Raw genomic sequence first — 17,636 nt, 5'->3', positions numbered from 1 at the left:
TTGAAATGGAGGCCCCATGCCCCGCCAAAGCGACCTGCGTTTTACCTTTGAGCCCTTGAAGGGCGATTCATTCGAGGTGGTCTCGTTCACCCTTAACGAAGGCTTGTCCCAGCCCTTCAAACTCGAACTGGAACTGGCCAGCCACAACGCCGCTGTCGACTTCAATCGGGTGCTCGATCTGGCGGGGCTGTTCACGATCTGGCGTGGAGAAACGCCGGTACGTTACGTTCACGGCCTGGTCAGCCTGTTCACCCAGGGCGACACCGGCTTTCGTCGCACCCGCTATACCGCCGTGGTCGAGCCAACCCTGAAGCGTTTTGATCTGCGCTCCAACTGGCGCATCTTCCAGGCCCAGACCGTGCCCGAGATCATCACCAGCATGCTGGCCGAGCATAAGTTGACCGACATCCGCAGCGAAATCTGCTTCGAACACCAACCCCGTGAATACTGCGTACAGGCCGGCGAAACCGACCTCGACTTCATCACCCGCCTCGCCGCCGAGGAAGGCCTGCTCTACACCTTCGAACACCACGCCGACGGCCACACCCTCGTCCTCACCGACCGCGTCGGTGGCCTGGGCACCATCGGCACCCACACCGATTGCCCGGTGATCTACCAGCCCATGGGTGGCGGCGATTCCATGGAACCGGCGTTGAACCGCTTCCACTACACCGAACAAGTGCGTACTGCGCGCCAGGTGCAGCGCGACTACACCTTCACGCACCCGCGCTACAACCAGCAGCACACCGCCACCGGCGACCAGGACCTGAACAACCAGCACAAGGACTACGAACGCTACGACTACCCCGGCCGCTACAAACGCGACATCGCCGGCAAGCCTTTCACCAAGACCCGCCTGACCGCCCTGCGCAACGACGCCAAGCTTGCGCATGTGGCCGGTGACGATGCGCGCCTGCAACCGGGGTTGGCGTTCGACCTCAACGAGCATCCCCGTGAGGATTTCAATGATCGCTGGCGCACCATTGCTGTTACCCACGAAGGCAAACAGCACAGCAGTCTGGAGGAGGAAGCATTCGGCAGCGACAGCGGCACTTCCTACAAAATGAAGGCCAGCGCGATCCACTGGATGTCCGACTGGAAAGCGCCGCTGTGCGACAAACCCTGCATCGACGGCCCGCAGATCGCCACCGTAGTCGGCCCGCCAGGGGAAGAGATCTATTGCGATGAATGGGGCCGGGTCAAGGTGCAGTTCCCGTGGGACCGCTCGGACAAAAACAACGATCAGAGTTCGTGCTGGGTTCGAGTGGCGCAAGGCTGGGCGGGCGCGACCTGGGGGGCGATGGCGATTCCTCGTGTAGGGCAGGAGCTGATCATCAGCTACCTGGATGGCGATCCCGATCAGCCTATCGCAATCGGCCGGGCTTACCACCAAACCAATCTGCCGCCGTATGAGCTGCCAAAACACAAAACACGAATGACCATCAAGAGCCGCACCCACAAGGGCTCTGGCTTCAACGAACTGCGCTTTGAGGATGAGTTGGGCCACCAGGAAGTGTTCATCCATGCCGAGAAAGACAAGAACGTTCATATCAAGCATGACAACACAATATTTGTGGGAAATGACCGCAAAGAAGAGGTAGGCAACGATGAACAGATCACTATCGGGAACGACCAGTCCCACGTGATCGGCCGGGACCACACGCTCTCGTCCGGACGTGATCACGAAACAACTGTCGGTCGAGATCGCAGTGAGCGGGTCGGCAATAACCGCTACGACACCACAACGGCCAACCACCAAAGCGAAGTGGGCGGTCACTGCCAGCAAACGATCTCAGGGCAACATCGTCTGACTGCCGGCCAAGGCATGCACCACACCACCACGGTCTATCAACTGCAAGCCAGTGAGCGTGTGGTCTTCCAGAGCCCCGGCGGCAGCCTCACGCTGGATGCGCATGGCATCCACCTCAATGGCATAGCGATAACCCTACGGGGTCCGGTGACTTCCACGGCCCCAGGCACCGGCCAAGCCCTGACCCTGCAATTGCAACCCGAGTCAGGGCAGACCTGCGTGGAGAAAAACCGATGACCCCGGCTAGCGTCCAGGCGTTCGTGGCCGAACAGCACGCACCCGATGCTACGCTTTACGTGTTACTCGACCTCTTGGCCGACTGCGCCGCAGATGATCCGTTACATATCGAGGCATTGCGTCAAACGCTTGGCAATGACGCCGTCATGCCTCTGCATCGGCCCGATCTAATCCATACGCCATCGGCCTGCCCAGTGCTGGTGGCCCTCGCCACGCCCGGGACCTCACCGTCGCAAGAACTATTGACGCTATCCGCCTTACGCGCTCATGAAGATCTGGACCGTTACAAACGTTACGTGTGCGGCTGGCTCAGTAGCAGCGCTCCATCCCGAGACCTAAGTGCCCACATCGTGTTGCTCGGACAACTTCCCGTGGAGCAGGGCCGAGCGTTTTTTCCGGTCCATGAGCCCCTTCGCCTGGAGTTGCTGGCTGGCACCTTCCGTAGCAATGAGGGGCCTTGGTGGCCGATCCGTCACTGGCTGGTGCCCACCAGCAGCGGTACCGGCAGCGTTTTGGTGGGCAAACCCGAACATAGCACCGCCATGGGTATCTGCACGGCGGCCGTGCAGTTGGACGCCCTCATGGTGTCCTCCTTACTGAATAGTTGGCGACGCGCCCTTCGCTTGCCGCTGGCGTATGCCCCCGCCCGCTGGAACGGCCCTGCTGCACTCCCGCCCCAAGCGGCGGCACAGGCCTATATCCAGATCCAGCAAGCCCGCCAGCTTGGGCTTAGCCACCAGGACGACATCCTTACATTAGCCTTGCATCGCCTGATGCTGCATCCGCACCTGCACCAGCACACCGGCGTTCGAGCGTTGATTGAGCAAGCGGTCCAAGGGCAAGCGCCGCTTAGCCAATTGCTGGCCCCCTACAACGACAACGCCTGGCAGCGGGCCGTGTCGGATCTGACCCATGCCGGAGCACTTCAATGACCTTGGGCACTCAACTGAGCATCGCCATAGCCGAAACCGCCGTTTCAAACGATCAATGCAAGGCCTGTCAACGTAAAGGGCTGCCCATCCTGCCATTGCGCCACGCCCTGGTGCCGCGCTCACCGAATGAGCCAGTGCGGCCAGATACCGTGCGCATTGATACACGCCTGGGCTTACGCACGTTACGCGCGGGTTACCTGTATGTATTGTTGGATCGCAAAATCTGGCAGGCCTATCAGGTCAGCCCGGACGGGTATCTACGTCAATTCAACCCCTACGCACCACCGCCTGCCAACGAGACCCCGCTGTCCGTTGCTTGCGTCGCGGCCAACCACGACTGCCCCGCATCGTTCCTCAACATCGACACCGACAAACATACCCAAGCGTGGCTGGCCTTTGCCAATGACCCGTGGCCCGCCAGTGTGCTGGACGCCTACAAGGACGGTCAGGCTTCAGAGCGATTCCAAACACTCGACCTCGCCAGCGCACGCGACAACCCTGCCAGCGTTGGCCTGGCCATGACGGATGAAAATCTGCGGGTAGACAAGCAGGTCTACGAATATCAGCAACACCCGACGAGCCCATTGCCCCTTTCTACCGAAACCGACTGGCGCTTTTATGAGCATCCGCCGCAAGAGGTAGCGCCAAGATTCGACAGCGTGCATGGTTTCCATAGCCGTACCCATCGCCTGAGCGCGCTGAAGGGCTTCCTGCGCAGCGCCATCCCACAGCATAAGCTCCAACACGGCGTCCTTGCGTTTGTACTGGATGACATTATTGGTCTGGTGCAGGAACTCAACGACACCCGCAACCGCTGGGTCCAGCAGCGCCAGGCCTGGATAAACGACCCGGACCGGGCTTATCGTTACCAGACCTCTCAGTTACTGCTGGCCATTCGCGAAGTCCATCGCGAACAGGCAGAAGGCCAGACGCCCCTACCGGCGTCTGTCGAGCCCATGACCGGTGATGGCCCACCGGTATTTTCCAGCCCTGAGCAGCAACGCGAGCGGATCGTCCAGAAGCGCACACTCGCCAACAACCAGAAACTGGAAGAGCGCTACGATGAACAGAGCCGTGCCCTGTTTCACCAACTGTATGAGGAGGAATGGGCCAATTATCAGCGTTACATCGACCAGAGCGCACACGCCTATGCGGCAGCGTGTCGCTCCAGTCTGTTTGCATGTGTCGAGCAAAATGACTACGACGGTAATGACCGCCCATCAGGGCGGGCCTACAGCCAGACCATGGCGCTGTGCCTGGAAGGTGGTATCAGTGAAGCGCCCGCGACTCTAGATGACGGCCATACCGCCTCCCTGTGGAGTGAATGGCTGAACGACCCACAGAGCCCGATCTACCGCGCCCTTCTCTTGCGTGACAAAGGCTTGCTGGCCGATCTGTTGCCCAGTTTCAATGCCACAGGTGATAGCGACTGGAACGACAGCGAAAAGCTCTACTCCACCATTACCAAGCTCATCGCCAACGACGACTTCAAGAAGCATGTCCGCCCCCGTCTACAGCATGCCATGGCGCAGCTTCTCGGTGCCCTCAACGCCGCTGCCGCCCGCTTGCAACCGTCGCTCGGCCCTGGCGTGGGCCGGGCGGTTTCGCGCATCAACAGTGCCAGCCAACTGCTCTACAACGGCATTCATCTGACCGAACTCAAGATAAAGATGAAGCTCGGTGAATACTACGCCCTGCAATGCGAGCACCTGCGCAACCTGCAACGCAAAGCCGCTGATGCCATCGACCGCACCTGGGAAGGCCTCAAGGACGAGTTGGGTAAAACCGACGATGAGGCCCGCAAGGCGCGCAAGCAAGTGCGCCCGCTGATTCAGGGCGGCCTGCTCAGCCTGGCGGTGCTGGACCCGAAAATAGCCAACCTCAGCGTGACCCTCAGCGTTTGGGTGGAAGGCCAGGTCACCCAACTGCAGGACAGCCTGATGCGCCAGGCCAACCTCGGCGTGGATCAGCTAGGCAAAGGTGCCCACGCTGCGCTAGTCGAAATCGCTGCTGGGGTTGGCACCCTGGACCCGCAGGCGCGCAAGGTGCTGCAGGGGGTCAAGGTGTCCTCGTACCTGGCGGCTGGATGGGTTCGCAGCGGCTTTACCGGGTTGCGTGGCGTGGTCGGCAGTAGCGAGTTTTTGATGGCGATGGGCGGGATGTACCTGCTTAGTGACTCGCTGAATAAAAGTCTCAAGGAAGCGGAGAAAGCCATGGGCGAAAAGGCCGTTGAGGCCAGGTTGGCGTTGTATGGAAGTAGTTTGGGGGTGTTGGGTGGAGGGGTGGAAATCGTAGGCATCGCCTTGGAAAAAGGGGCGGTGCAGATGCAGAAGGCGGGCAGCTTGTCTACCCAGGCGATGACTGCCGCAAAAGCGACTGCACGCGTAGGCAACGTATTTGTACGGGTCGGGGGGAGTATTGGTGCTGTGGCGGGATTGTACGATGCGACGCGGGCGGGGTTTGCTTTTAATCGCACTCGGAACGAAGGGGATACTCCAGCAGCAACAGCCTATTTCCTGTCTGCCATTGCCTCTGGTCTGGGAGCGGGGGCCAGCATTTGGGCAGCAGCCGCAGGTACCAGCACACTACTTGGTCCATTGGGTATAGCCATACTTCTCGGCCTAGTAGGATACGGTTTGTACAAATGGGCCGAGGGAGAAGAATCAACACCACTCGACCGCTGGGCGCGCCGTTGTTTTTTTGGTTTGCACAACGAAGTTCCCCCCATTCATTGGAACAAACCTGAACACGCCCACATCGCAATCGCCGAACTCAATGCCGCGACCATAGGTGTTGAAGCAGGAATCAATTTTCGCTTACGAATCGTCGATAGCGGCTCACATGGCTGGGGCGGCCCCATGGGTAGCGTAGGCGCGCAGGTCCATGAACAGCACCTTGAATATCACCTGATTCTGCCGCTCTTCGACGCCAACCGGTCGGCCTATCGCTGGTCGCTAACGGTTCATCGTCACGGCGATGGCTCGGCCAACCAGTACACCGGCGGCGAAGTGCTGGCCGAAGGCGAGCTGAATCCCCCCACCCTGGCAACCGCCGCCAGCGAACGCCGAGCAGCGCTGGCTGTGCCCAAACGCCCGAACAAGCCAGATTACCGGGCCGACAGCACCCTGCCCACGCAGGAAGTTCGCACCGTCTCGTTGCCCGATAACCGTACCTCGCAGGTCAACGACATCAAAGGCGCGGTTGTACTGTTGCCCGACCGCCGCCGGCACAACATTGAAGCGGCGACCTTGTCGGTAACCTACTGGCCCGATTGCGACATTCACGATGCCTACGCCGAGCTCATCTTGATGGATAGCTTGTAAACCACAGCCTTGGGTGAACTTGGCATGGGCATTTGCCTACTTTTCCCATGGCGACCATCGCTGCTCGTCATCAACAGTGTGCCTGCCTGCTGGTTATCTGCTGCCTGATCGACAAGCCAAAGGTCACACACAGCTCTTACCCCGAACTGGAACTTTCCATCATGTTATTTACAGCACCGTTACTCGACAAACCTGCTCCTGGCTGGACGCGCGACCTGCCGGGGCCAAACGAACAACCGTTAAGTGAACCATACCCTCCTGTACTCTCAAACCCACCCAATCACGTTGATGATGTATGCCTTGAACTAGCACGCGCCACAGTGCGATCTCGCGGAGTGGGTATTTGGATAGCACTTTTTATGTTTCTGCTGTCCATGGCTATACCTGTCGGTTTGATTAGCTATGTTGTCGCGGAGCAATATCTCCCTCCCTTTGTGCTGAGTTTTCTCAGCCTCATCTTATGTACTACTGGCATATGGCTAGGCATTTATATCTGGCGAATGGACGTTACCCCTCCCCTGGACGAACCCATCCGCTTCAACCGCTTTCGACGCAAAGTCTATGTCTACCGCTTTTACCGTGATGGACTCAGGCCCTTCAGCCGCACCGCCTGGGGCGTAAGAACCGAAGTCTATGACTGGGACAATCTGCGCGCCGAAGCTTGCAGCGTATATGGCCCCATGGGCAGCGGCGGCCTCATCGAAACTGTGACCTTGGCCGTTGTAAAAACCGGTACAAACCAAGTCATTGACCGCTTTCATTTCGCCCACGAAATCCAGCAAGGCGAAATGTACTGGGCCATGGCTCAACTGTTCATGCAACAGGGCCCGCAAGCCCTGCCCACCTTCCCCCACCAGCCCCGGGACTGGAACAACGAAGACGTGACTTTCAATCTCGCGCGTCGCTTGGCCCCCAAAGTGCGATGGCCAGCCGAAATAGACCTGGAGTCACGCAGCGCGCCCTGAATAAAAGTCATCAACCAAAGCAGCCTTAATACGACGACCGGCTAAAGATACAAGCGGCGATCACCCCGAACTGGAACTGCTCATCATGGTATTTAAAACACCTTTACTCGACAAACCTGCTCCTGGCTGGAAGCACGATCTGCCAGGACCAAACGACTCGCCCTCCAATGAACCGTATCCTCCCGTACTATCGAATCCGCCCAATCATGTTGACGATGTGTATCTCGAACTGGCGCGCGCCACGATGAGAGTTCGTGGAGTTGGTGTTTGGATGGTTCCTTTCATCTTTCTATTGTCTCTAGGATTTCCGGCTACGCTGGTTGCTTTTGCAGTTAAAGAGCATAGTGCCCCCCCTACCTCTCTCGTTTTAGTAGCATTTTTTGGACTCATCACAGCTTTGTGGCTAGGGATTTACTTCTGGCGAATGGACGTTGCCCCTCCCCGTGACGAACCCATCCGCTTCAACCGTTTCCGACGCAAAGTCTATATATACCGCTTTTACCGCGACGGCCTCAGACCCTTCAGCCGCACCGCTTGGGGCGTTCGGGCCGAAGTCTATGACTGGGATAACCTGCGTGCCGAAGCCTGCAGCGTGTACGGCCCCATGGGCAGTGGCGGCCTCATCGAAACCGTCACCCTTGCCGTGGTGAAACCTGGCACCCATCAGGTAATAGAACGTTTTCATTTCGCCCACGAAATTCAACAAGGCGAAATGTACTGGGCCATGGCCCAACTGTTCATGCAACAAGGCCCGCAAGCCCTGCCCACTCTCCCCCGCCCACCTCGTGACTGGAACAATGAAGACGTGACCTTCAATCTCGCGCGTCGCTTGGCCCCCAAAGTGCGATGGCCAGCCGAAATAGACCTCGAGTCACGCAGCGCGCCCTGAATACAAGCCATCAACTGAAGCAGCCTATATCCCTCATGACCTGGCGCCGCCCTACTCGCTGGAAATCGTCGACAGCAGCGCGGTCGGCCAAATCGCGTATATCAGCATCCACGGCAAAGAGCACTGCCCGGTGATCTACCAGCCCATGGGCGGCGACGATGCTACGGAGCCGGCACTGACCCGCTTCCACTACACCGAACAAGTGCGCACCGCACGCCAGGTGCAACGCGACTACACCTTCACCCACCCGCGCTACAACCAGCAGCACACCGCCACCGGCGACCAGGACCTGAACAACCAGCACAAGGACTACGAACGCTACGACTACCCCGGCCGCTACAAGCGCGACATCGCCGGCAAGCCTTTCACCAAGACGCGGCTGGCCGCACTGCGCAATGACGCCAAATTGGCCCATGTGGAAGGTGACGATGAACGCCTGCAACCGGGGCTCGCGTTCTTCACCGAACCTTTGCTCGACCCACCGGCCCCCGGATGGAAGCGCGATTTGCCGATGCCGGATCAGCCTCCCAGCACCGATCCTTATTCACCGGTGCTGCCCAACCCAACCACCTAAACTCCGTTTACTTGGATTTGCCGCGCTCTACCGTTAGAACGCGAGGGATTGGATTATGGTTAGCAATTGCCATTATTACCATATCCCCGTTCCCACTCATGAATTGGTTTAGCTTTCCACCTTAAACACAGTTTTCCCTATTCTTCGTGTTCACTCTCGGCAGTCTATTGCTATTCATTACTGCGCTCTGGTTCGGCATTTATGTAGTGGTCAACCCTGCCGATAGCGCTGCGCCGACTGTCGTGCAGCACGTGCACAATGTTTTGTGCCGTCGACACGAATCTCCCCGCTGTCGACGTCGTAGAGTCGCAGCAGCAAGTTCATCAGTGTGAACTTGCATCACTAGAAGGGTTTTACGATGCCCGGGAGTGCCAAAATCTCCGGCTTATTCACTGCAAAAATAAAGGCAGCGCCCGCTTTTGCAAGCGCCACCGTCATCATCTGCCAGCTAATCAGGCCTTCTTGCCCGCCTCCTCCAGAGCCTTTTCAGCGTTGAACCCGTCGAAGTTCTCGAACACGCCCATAAAGCCCGGCACGGTCACTTCTCGCGCCCAGTCGCGCTGCAGTTCGCAATACATCTGCACGCGGCTTATGAGCTTCGCGCCCGCCTGTTCCATTCTGCGCAACGCTGCCTCATGGGCGGCGAGCGATGTGCCGCCAACCGCATCGACCGGCACATACACCTCATAGCCTTCCTGGATAGCGTCGAGCACCGGGAATGTCAGACAAGCTTCGGTCCAGAGCGCAGTCATAATGAGTTTCTTACGCCCAAGCGCCTTGACCGCCTGTTTGAATTCAGTGTCCTCCCAGCTATTGATAGAGGTGCGGTCATAGGTCGGCAGGTGGCCAAGCACCTCTTGCAACGCCTGAATCGGCGGCTTATTGCGACCGGTTGCCACATTAACGGTCGAGTGGATGATCGGAACGTTGTAGTTGACCGCCGCCTTGGCGACGCTGGTGATGTTGAAGACGAGTTCCTCACGCGGCATCGAGCGGATCGAGGACACCTGAACAGGCTGATAATCGATGATAATCAACGCCGAGTTTTCCGGGGTCAGTAGTTGGTCGGTGTGGGGGTTGCGGAGAGTCTCGCTTGCCATTGGCAAATCCTTTTTATGGGTGACGCACGTTTGTGAAAGGGCCGAAGCCCATGCGGGTAATGGATTCCAGGACACGTGCGAAGGATGCTGCGCCTGGGAAATCCATTGTGCTGTTCCCATGCTCGAGGCAGTAGTAGCATTGCGCGATATGCTGTGTCGCGAAAAGAGGAACGCAAGCATGGATATCGAAGAACTGCAGACCTTCGTGGAAGTGGCCGATGCCGGCGGCATTTCGCAGGCTGCACTGCGTCTTGGCGTATCGAAGTCGATCGTCAGTCGCCGCCTGTCCCGGCTTGAAAGCGAACTGGGTGTGCAACTGCTGGCACGCTCCACTCGCGGGTCGGCACTCACTGAGTCCGGCGCGACATTCCGGGACTACGCCGCCAGAGTCTGTACCGAGATAGACATCGCCAAGGAAACGATCCTGCCTGCCGGCACCCTTCGCGGCCGCCTGCGCGTGGCCGTTCCGCTGTCGTTCGGCCCGACTCATTTCGCACCGGTGCTGGCGGAAATGGCACGCCGTCATCCTCAGTTGCATATGCAGACTTGCTACAGTGATCGCTTCGTTGACCTCATCACCGAGGGCTACGATTGCGCCATTCGGGTGGGTTATCTGAAGGACTCCAATCTGATCGCAAGGCGCATTGGCCCGGTCTACACCAAGCTTGTCGCGAGCACGGACTACATCAAGGCGCACGGTGCGCCCGAGACGCCGGACGACCTGGTCGATCATCAGGCGCTCCTGCAGGGCACCGAAGCCTGGCAATTCATGGACGGCGACAAGATCATCACGGTTCGTCCGCAAGGACGCTTCAAGGCCGACAACGGCATCGCCCTCGTCGCCGCCGCGACCGCAGGCCTCGGCGTCGCCTACCTGCCCGACTGCCTCACCCATGAACACGTGGCATCGGGCGCACTGGTGCCGATTATGACAAACCATCCGCCCCCCACGGCCGGTGCCTACATCATCCGCCCGCCTGGTCCGCATCCCGCCCGGAAAATACGCGTGCTCACCGAACTGCTGATCGAGTTCTTCGGCGAATCTCCGCACCTGGCGGCGCAGCCGCTGTCACATCAGGAAGATGCGTTGACATATAGCTGAGCAAAGCAGGAGCGACAGACATGACCCTCAAACGAATGGACAACGTGCTGATCGTTGTCGACGATCTCGAGACGATGAAGGCCTTCTTCATCGCGTTAGGCCTCACGCTTGAGGGTCAGACCACGGTCGAAGGGCCTGAAATCGGCAACCTCATCGGGCTTGGCAACATGCGCGCCACCCTGGCGATGCTGCGCACACCCGATGGACAAGGCATTGAACTGGACAAATTCCACACACCCAACGCCGTCAGGTTCGGGCCCGTGGACACCCCGGTGAATGCTTTGGGGCTGCGGCGCATCATGTTCGCCGTTGACGACATCGAGGCTGTCATAACGCGGATGCAGGCCCACGGCGCAGCCGTGATTGGTCAGATGCAGTACGAGCAGTCTTATCGACTGGCCTATCTTCGCGGGCCTGAGGGCATCATCGTAGGGTTGGCTGAGCAACTGGGCTGAGGGTTGGCACTTTTGACTGAGCTGGCCTCGTGCGTGAATCAAGGTCCAGTGCTTTGTTTGTTCAAGCCAAGACAGGAGATGTAATTTGCTTCAACGCTCGCAACAGTCAATGCGTCGGACTGCGTTTTTTGCAGACACCACGGCGCTAATCCTGTTTTTCACAACCACCGGCATCATCAATGAACGTTTCATTGCCGGCATGACGTGGGATCAGGTCCTTCATGCGCGCCTTCTGGGTGCAGCGCTGATGGTGCCAGTCGCGAGACCTTACGGCCTATGGCGGGATTGGGTGATGAAGCGGGCCAGTCAGCGCCGGGTTTCCAGGATGCTGTGGGACAGTCTCGCCCTCGTCAGTTTCCAGGTGCCCATCTATGCAGCGATCATTGCCTTCAGTGGTGCATCGGGAGGTGGGCTGGTGCGCGGCACGCTCGGTGCGGCGTTGATGATGCTGGCTTTGGGACGACCTTATGGGGTGTTTCTTAATGGGGTACGGAAGGTGTTTGGGTTGCCTCCGGGTGGCGACAAGCCGATGTCGCTGAACAGTTAAGTGATCGCTACTGGCCGATTCTGTTGAAAACAGTCGAATTTTTAGCTTGCCTGACCTCAGGCACGACCACCACTGGAGAACCGACTCACCACATTGAGTGGTTTCTCGATCCTTCGTTGACCGCTGTTGCTCAGTTAGTGGGTTAATTTGGTTTTTTTTGCTGAATGCAGGCATACCTATCCCGTGAGCGGTGCCCCATATATGGACACTGCCGGTTGTGATCAGCTAACCGATCATGTTCTTCCATTCCCGCTTACAGCCGCCTTGGAACCTGCGCCATGGCCACCCGCTTGGCGTTCAGTGAGTTTTTTTTGCTCTTGCTTGAATTGCTGATGCCAGCGCACCAGCGCGTCAGCCCCGTCCGAGGCCTGCACTGCCAGTGGAGTCGACACGATCATGCCGAAAAGCGTCCAAATAAGAAGTTGCTTCATTTCATCTCACCCTGACTGTTTGAATTGAAACGGGTGCGGATATCCGCGTTTGTAATGCTTGAGTACGTGTCGAGCAGCCCCGCTAAATCCTGGTAGCAAGCTGCCAGATCGTGAGCACCTAGCCGCATCAACGATCTCGACGTTCGGCGTGCCTGAGCCGCGCTGATCGCTGAATTGAAGGCATACCTTGAAATTCGCCGATCTCCCCGTTGCGCGCACTTGGCGATCGCTGAGTCGGGTTCCAACTCGTGTGTTTTGCGTTGTAGAGCCAGCAACCGGCGACTCAATTGAAGGGACACAGAGCCGGCCTGGTCAGCCTGTTGGTGATCAGCACCCAAAAGTGCCTGCAAAGCGACTAATCGGTGCTGTTGCCTGGCCTGCCACTTGAGCAGATCCATGCGTCGCCCGTGACGGAGTAATCGTCGCGTATCCCTGTGCAGCGCCTTGGTCAGGACGTGTACGTGGCTGCCGGATTTTCCCGGCAGTAGCTGGAAGGCCAACAGGCAGATGGCAAGCGCTACCAGCCAGGCGAACGCTTGATTGGCGAAGTCGGTGAAATCGTATTGGGCTGTGCCGCCGGTGCTGACGAGCGTGTTAAAGGCGATCAGGTAGGCAATGCCTTGCATGGCGTGACGTGGCCGGGTGGTGGCATGAATCCCGACGCCCCAAAATGCGATCAGCACGAATGTAAGCAACGCGAACCCGCTGATGTGTGGCAACACCAGAAACTTGCACGCCGCTGCCGCCAGTATTCCGTAGAGCGTTCCCTTGAAGAAGCGGGCAATGCCTTGAGCGGGCGCCGCGCTAGTGGCCAGCAAAGTGCAGCAGGGGCCTAACACCGCCAACAACGTTGGCCCTTGGTCCCAGGCGGTCAGGTACCAGACAGCGGCGGTTGCAAGCGTGGTCACCAGGGCACGCAAACCGTTACGCAGCGCGTCGCCGTAATGGCGGTGAAAACCGACGGCGCGGGTCGCTGTTTGGGGCGCGCGCTCAAAGCAGGCAAAGCACAGCAAGGCGCTGGACAGGTCTGCCAATTGTTCACTCAAGCGCTGCTGGCTTTTACTGTTTTCATGATTGTGGGCGAAGCTGTGCTGCATCTCCCGGACACGATCAGCCGCCGCAGAAAAACCCGGCTGTGCGTCGGCCAACTGCTGCAACTGCTCGCCAATTCGATCAAGGGCAGGCAAGCCACAGCGATTGACCGGTGACTCGTCCAGGATCACGGCATGCAAATACGCAAGCCCTGCCTGCAGGGGCGCAAGCCTGGAGCGGACCAGGTGGGACTCACCTCGGCCGATCCCGAGCAGCTCGTCCACCTTACTTACATCAATGGCGAGCGGGCCCTGCGCTATAGCCGATTGCGCGCTGTGTTCCCCCTCAAATCGCAAGGCCAGCAACCGCATGGTGCGGGCAGAGACGTCCTTAAGCGCCTTGTTCAGTTTGTCCTCGACGGTTTTGCGGCTGAACAACGTCGCCACAAGGCTCAGGCTCAGCACCCCAAGTACCACCGCCGTGCCCCGCGCCACGATATGATCGAAAGCTTGCTGTGGGGCGACAATGGCGGGGCCCAGGGCAAGGCAAACGGTGTAGCCTGCGACAACTGCCGCCGTAGCCTGGTAGTGCCGAAGCACGGTCATGGCACCGACACAGAGACCTAGCCACACCCCGACCCCGAGGATGAACAGCAGCATTTTTTGCGCGAACAGGCCGGTCAGGACCAAGGCTGCGACCAAACCCACCATGGTTCCCAGTACCCGATTGAACCCCTTGCCGACCACCGCACCCTGTAGCGGATGGATCAGCAACAACACCGTCGAAGCTCCCGAGAACGGCGCCTCCAAGTGCAATTGGAACCCCAGCCACAGGGCCAATGAGGCCGCTGCAAGACTGCGCAATACATAACCTGATACGTCGGGCGACCAAGCCCCAGGCAGCGCGCCCAGCATTCGCAGCGCAAGGGCCATCACATGAACTCCTGGAGCCACTGCGTAAGCCTCCAGCGGGTTGCAGCCCCTGCCTCGACGACCTCGATACTCGCGGTCATCCCCGCCGCCAGTTCAACGCCTGCCGGCACCTTGTCCAGTTCAATCCGGACAGGCACACGCTGGGCAAGGCGTATCCAGCTGAACGTTGGAGCCACTTGAGGCAAACCACTGTTACTGCGCAGCTCATTGCCGTCAGCAATACCTCTGCCAATACTCGCCACATGCCCTTCGAGCAGCGGTGAAAAGCCCATGAGCTTGATTGACGCCGTAGCCCCCACTCGAACACCGGGCAGCTTGGTCTCTTCGAAGTAACCGGTGACCCAGAAGCTATGGCTATCGACCACAAAGATATTGGTATCGCCCGCCGCAGCGTAGTCACCCGGCTGAAGCCGCAGCTGGGTCACATACCCGTCGACCGGCGAACGAATAGTCGTGCGGTCCAGATCCAACTGCGCATGGGCCAACTGGCTCTGGGCCGCATCCAGACGCGCCCTGGCCACCACCAGGTCCCGGGCCGCATTGTCGGTTTCCTCCCGCGCAATGGCATCGCCGAGTTGCTTGCGGCGGTTGAGCTGTGAGCTGCGCTGCTCGAAGACACTGCGCGCCTCGGCAAGCTCGGCCGTTCGCTGTTGCTGCGCCAGCAGATAGGCGCTCCGGTCGATCTGATACAGCAACGCGCCCTTGGCGACCCACTGGTTGTCCCCAACGAGCAGTTGTTCAACCTGGCCGGACACTTCAGGTGCAATACGGATGACTTGCGCGCTGACACGCCCGTCCCGCGTCCAGGGCGCCAGCTCATAGGCGCGCCACAACTGCGTACAGAGCAGCAGCGCGGTCAAGCCGAGCACAAGGGTTACGAGGGACTTGAGGATGTGTTTGATCGTCATCGCGCCCTCCTTAAAACTTCAGGACGAGGATCGAGAGTACGATCAACGACACAAAGAAACGCGCCATGCTCGGGTGCCAAGTCCAGTCCAGCCAGCGCCGCATGATCCGCTCCAGCAGCGCGTAAACCAGCGCTGTAATACCCAGGTAGAGCAAAAAGGGCGGCATGTAGAGGTGGGCAATCGTGATTTCGCTCAGCATCGGTTGAGTCTCGCAGTCGGCAATGGCCTTGATGACGATGGTAGGGGCTGCAAGGTCTTGCCGATATTGAGTAGGCTGCCAAGATATAATCAAATTCGGACAATTGAGGAGGGCGGCGTGGACGGGACAAATCTCTATGCGGTTGATCAATTCGAACTGGACAGTTTCGACCAACCCGCGGTGGCGTTGATGCTGGGGAGCCAGCGAAACGACACCGAATTCCCTGTTCACACGCACCGCAAAGGTCAACTGGTAGTGGCTTATCACGGCGGCATCGTCTGCACCGTAGAGGATGGCGTGTGGATGGTGCCGTCGGGATTCGGCGTGTGGATTCCGGGCGGTATTGCCCATAGCAACCGGGTTACCGCCAACGGCAAGATCGGCTATCTGTTTGTAGAACCCGGTGCGGCCGCATTACCGCACAAATGCTGCACGCTGGTGCTTTCACCGCTGGTCCTGGAGTTGATCCTGCACTTGAGCACCCAAGCCCAGGACTACCCGCCGGCGTCTGCCAATGCACGCTTGGCGAGTGTGCTCCTCGAACAATTGGAACTGGCCCCCTCGGAACAGTTGTACCTGCCGCTTCCCGCCACACCGCAGTTGCGTTTCATCGCACGAGGCTTGGCCCAAGACCCGTCAAATCGTTGCACCATGGCCCAGTGGGCACGCCGGGTCGCCATGAGCGAGCGGTCCCTGGCGCGCCTGGTCAAAAGCGAAACCGGGCTGACATTTGGTCAATGGCGCAAGCAATGGCAAATCATCGTGGCATTGCAGAGCCTGGCCGAGGGCGAATCCGTGCAACGAACCGCCGAAGCACTCGGGTACGAGTCGGTCAGTTCGTTCATCAGTATGTTTCGCAAAACGCTGGGTTCATCGCCGGCTCGATACATCCGCAGTACGGCTACTCGTTAGCCGGGGGGTTGCGATGGCTCAGAACCAGCGATACGCCAGGTTCAAATGGACCTCTTCGCACAACCGCCGCTCTGAGCGAATGCCGTAGCAATAGCCCACACGATCAGCATGCGAATCATCATTTCGGGATCAATCGACGGACGCTCAATCAGGGTATAGAAATCGGCGAGGTGATGGCGCAAGTCGCTCAGATCGAGAGACTGATCAATGCTGCGCAGAAGGTGATTGGCGGGGATGTGATCTTCAAGGTGAACGAATGCCGCTCCTGCCCAATCGATAGCTGTCCCATCATGCTGTGTGATCCCCAGCCGACCAATGAAGCAATTTTGCCGCTGGCCAAACAGGGTAGCTACTTTTTCAACAGAATCGGCCGTCCGCTGCCTATCGCCACGGCAGCTTTTGGCGAACTCCTGCCTATTCTCGACGGAGGGGATGATCGACAACGTTCGAATTCAGGAGGTTTACCATTCCGCATGCGGCTCTGAATTTCTTGCAGACCGACAACGTGCTGACATGTAAAAAATCCCGAGTTCGATTCCACCAAACGCCATAACTAGCTGATTTATTTATAGCTACTAGTGGGGGTACGCTAAATTTTCCATCGAATTCCAAACCCGCTTCAAACCTAGTCCCGTCGGAGACTACCGTACGTCTGGTGCCGATGACGGAGACGCAGATCGATGCCTCCTAAGTGGAAGCGAACGGTGTGCAACCAGCGACGACGGGATAGAGGTCGTCCGGCTCCTTCAGGACGCCATAGAAGTGCAACTGCATCTGCCCAACGACTGATCACTGACCTGGCCCACGGTCAGCATCGCTTCCGCGCGCCGCACGAGGAAGCGATGCCCCCCATGCCTGATATCCTTCCCATCAGGAATCCAACCCAAGCGCTTCAAGGACGTAAATGAATCCGCAAAACATAGTGCGCTATTGGCACGCTGTCGAGCTACTGCAACCTCAGGCGGTCCCCAAGCTGAAGAAGCGCGATAGCGACTATCAGCCCTATTTCCAGGACATCCCCGTCTCAGCCCAGATTCTGCCGTGGATGCCAGCCAACCCCCTGAGCAGGCAGCCCTTACCCAACAAACGTGCATGGAGCCACACGCTCTACGCGCACCTCTACGACAATCTTGATGTAGCCCGACAGTTGGAAGCGCTCTACGGTGCAGACCAAGGCTACAAGGAGCCGCAACGTCGGCAGTCGGCCCTGTTCGCATTGAAATTCAACGGCCAGGGCATGATGGTGATCGACAGCCTGGTGCTGTCTAGTGTGCTGTCTCACAAATAA

The 17,636-nt window shown here is 58.7% G+C and carries 15 protein-coding genes and 2 pseudogenes; 11 read left to right on the top strand and 6 right to left on the bottom strand.

The genetic code is table 11. The features are described 5' to 3' along the window. Window positions 1–16: 16 nt before the first annotated feature. The 6 genes and pseudogenes from MOQ67_RS12700 to MOQ67_RS12675 all read left to right on the top strand — a co-directional run. Window positions 17–2,047, top strand: coding sequence for a type VI secretion system Vgr family protein (locus MOQ67_RS12700; protein ID WP_198718585.1), 2,031 nt, complete (start codon window positions 17–19; stop codon window positions 2,045–2,047). A 350-nt stretch (window positions 2,048–2,397) separates the two neighbouring features. Further along, window positions 2,398–2,979, top strand: a complete 582-nt coding sequence (locus tag MOQ67_RS12695) for a hypothetical protein (RefSeq protein ID WP_126587393.1) — start codon at window positions 2,398–2,400, stop codon at window positions 2,977–2,979. Beyond that, window positions 2,976–6,302 (top strand): T6SS effector BTH_I2691 family protein, encoded by a 3,327-nt coding sequence (locus MOQ67_RS12690; RefSeq protein WP_448675931.1) that lies wholly within the window; start codon window positions 2,976–2,978, stop codon window positions 6,300–6,302. Before MOQ67_RS12695 ends, MOQ67_RS12690 begins: the two co-directional genes overlap by 4 nt. A gap of 359 nt (window positions 6,303–6,661) precedes the next feature. After that, complete coding sequence (locus tag MOQ67_RS12685) at window positions 6,662–7,267, top strand: DUF6708 domain-containing protein (protein ID WP_232591543.1); 606 nt, start codon at window positions 6,662–6,664, stop codon at window positions 7,265–7,267. An 85-nt stretch (window positions 7,268–7,352) separates the two neighbouring features. Then, complete coding sequence (locus MOQ67_RS12680) at window positions 7,353–8,156, top strand: DUF6708 domain-containing protein (RefSeq protein WP_306345989.1); 804 nt, start codon at window positions 7,353–7,355, stop codon at window positions 8,154–8,156. 118 nt (window positions 8,157–8,274) lie between these two features. Continuing rightward, window positions 8,275–8,613 (top strand): annotated as a pseudogene (locus MOQ67_RS12675) (contractile injection system protein, VgrG/Pvc8 family); the annotation flags it as partial. 569 nt (window positions 8,614–9,182) lie between these two features. Here the strand turns inward: MOQ67_RS12675 and MOQ67_RS12670 are convergent. Next, complete coding sequence (locus MOQ67_RS12670; RefSeq protein WP_104903511.1) at window positions 9,183–9,830, bottom strand: hydrolase; 648 nt, start codon at window positions 9,828–9,830, stop codon at window positions 9,183–9,185. Between the two features lie 178 nt (window positions 9,831–10,008). Here MOQ67_RS12670 and MOQ67_RS12665 point away from each other — a divergent pair, with 178 nt between their 5' ends. From MOQ67_RS12665 to alaE, 3 genes are all read left to right on the top strand, one after another. Further along, window positions 10,009–10,932 (top strand): LysR family transcriptional regulator, encoded by a 924-nt coding sequence (locus MOQ67_RS12665; RefSeq protein ID WP_104903512.1) that lies wholly within the window; start codon window positions 10,009–10,011, stop codon window positions 10,930–10,932. Between the two features lie 20 nt (window positions 10,933–10,952). Further along, window positions 10,953–11,387, top strand: a complete 435-nt coding sequence (locus MOQ67_RS12660) for a VOC family protein (protein ID WP_126587296.1) — start codon at window positions 10,953–10,955, stop codon at window positions 11,385–11,387. An 85-nt stretch (window positions 11,388–11,472) separates the two neighbouring features. Beyond that, window positions 11,473–11,934, top strand: coding sequence for an L-alanine exporter AlaE (alaE, locus tag MOQ67_RS12655; protein ID WP_046488563.1), 462 nt, complete (start codon window positions 11,473–11,475; stop codon window positions 11,932–11,934). A 233-nt stretch (window positions 11,935–12,167) separates the two neighbouring features. On the opposite strand, the gene MOQ67_RS12650 is transcribed toward alaE, so the two are convergent. From MOQ67_RS12650 to MOQ67_RS12635, 4 genes are read right to left on the bottom strand one after another with little or no spacing between them, the layout of a single operon-like run. Then, window positions 12,168–12,365 (bottom strand): hypothetical protein, encoded by a 198-nt coding sequence (locus MOQ67_RS12650; protein WP_104903513.1) that lies wholly within the window; start codon window positions 12,363–12,365, stop codon window positions 12,168–12,170. Further along, a complete protein-coding gene (locus MOQ67_RS12645) occupies window positions 12,362–14,329 on the bottom strand; it encodes an FUSC family protein (RefSeq protein ID WP_198718775.1) in 1,968 nt (655 codons plus the stop codon). Before MOQ67_RS12645 ends, MOQ67_RS12650 begins: the two co-directional genes overlap by 4 nt. After that, window positions 14,329–15,237, bottom strand: a complete 909-nt coding sequence (locus tag MOQ67_RS12640; RefSeq protein ID WP_169884039.1) for an efflux RND transporter periplasmic adaptor subunit — start codon at window positions 15,235–15,237, stop codon at window positions 14,329–14,331. Before MOQ67_RS12640 ends, MOQ67_RS12645 begins: the two co-directional genes overlap by 1 nt. A 10-nt stretch (window positions 15,238–15,247) precedes the next feature. Further along, window positions 15,248–15,436 (bottom strand): DUF1656 domain-containing protein, encoded by a 189-nt coding sequence (locus MOQ67_RS12635; protein ID WP_046488569.1) that lies wholly within the window; start codon window positions 15,434–15,436, stop codon window positions 15,248–15,250. Window positions 15,437–15,553: 117 nt separating this feature from the next. On the opposite strand from MOQ67_RS12635, the gene MOQ67_RS12630 reads away from it, so the two are divergent. Beyond that, window positions 15,554–16,348, top strand: coding sequence for an AraC family transcriptional regulator (locus MOQ67_RS12630; RefSeq protein ID WP_104903517.1), 795 nt, complete (start codon window positions 15,554–15,556; stop codon window positions 16,346–16,348). A gap of 21 nt (window positions 16,349–16,369) precedes the next feature. Here MOQ67_RS12630 and MOQ67_RS12625 read toward each other — a convergent pair. Next, window positions 16,370–16,640: pseudogene (locus MOQ67_RS12625) on the bottom strand (transposase); the annotation flags it as partial. A 612-nt stretch (window positions 16,641–17,252) separates the two neighbouring features. Between MOQ67_RS12625 and MOQ67_RS12620 the strand changes: the two are divergent. After that, a complete protein-coding gene (locus MOQ67_RS12620; protein WP_232925576.1) occupies window positions 17,253–17,636 on the top strand; it encodes a hypothetical protein in 384 nt (127 codons plus the stop codon).

This window comes from Pseudomonas sp. LY-1 (genome assembly GCF_053502595.1).
This window is presented reverse-complemented; position numbering and strand designations above follow the sequence as displayed.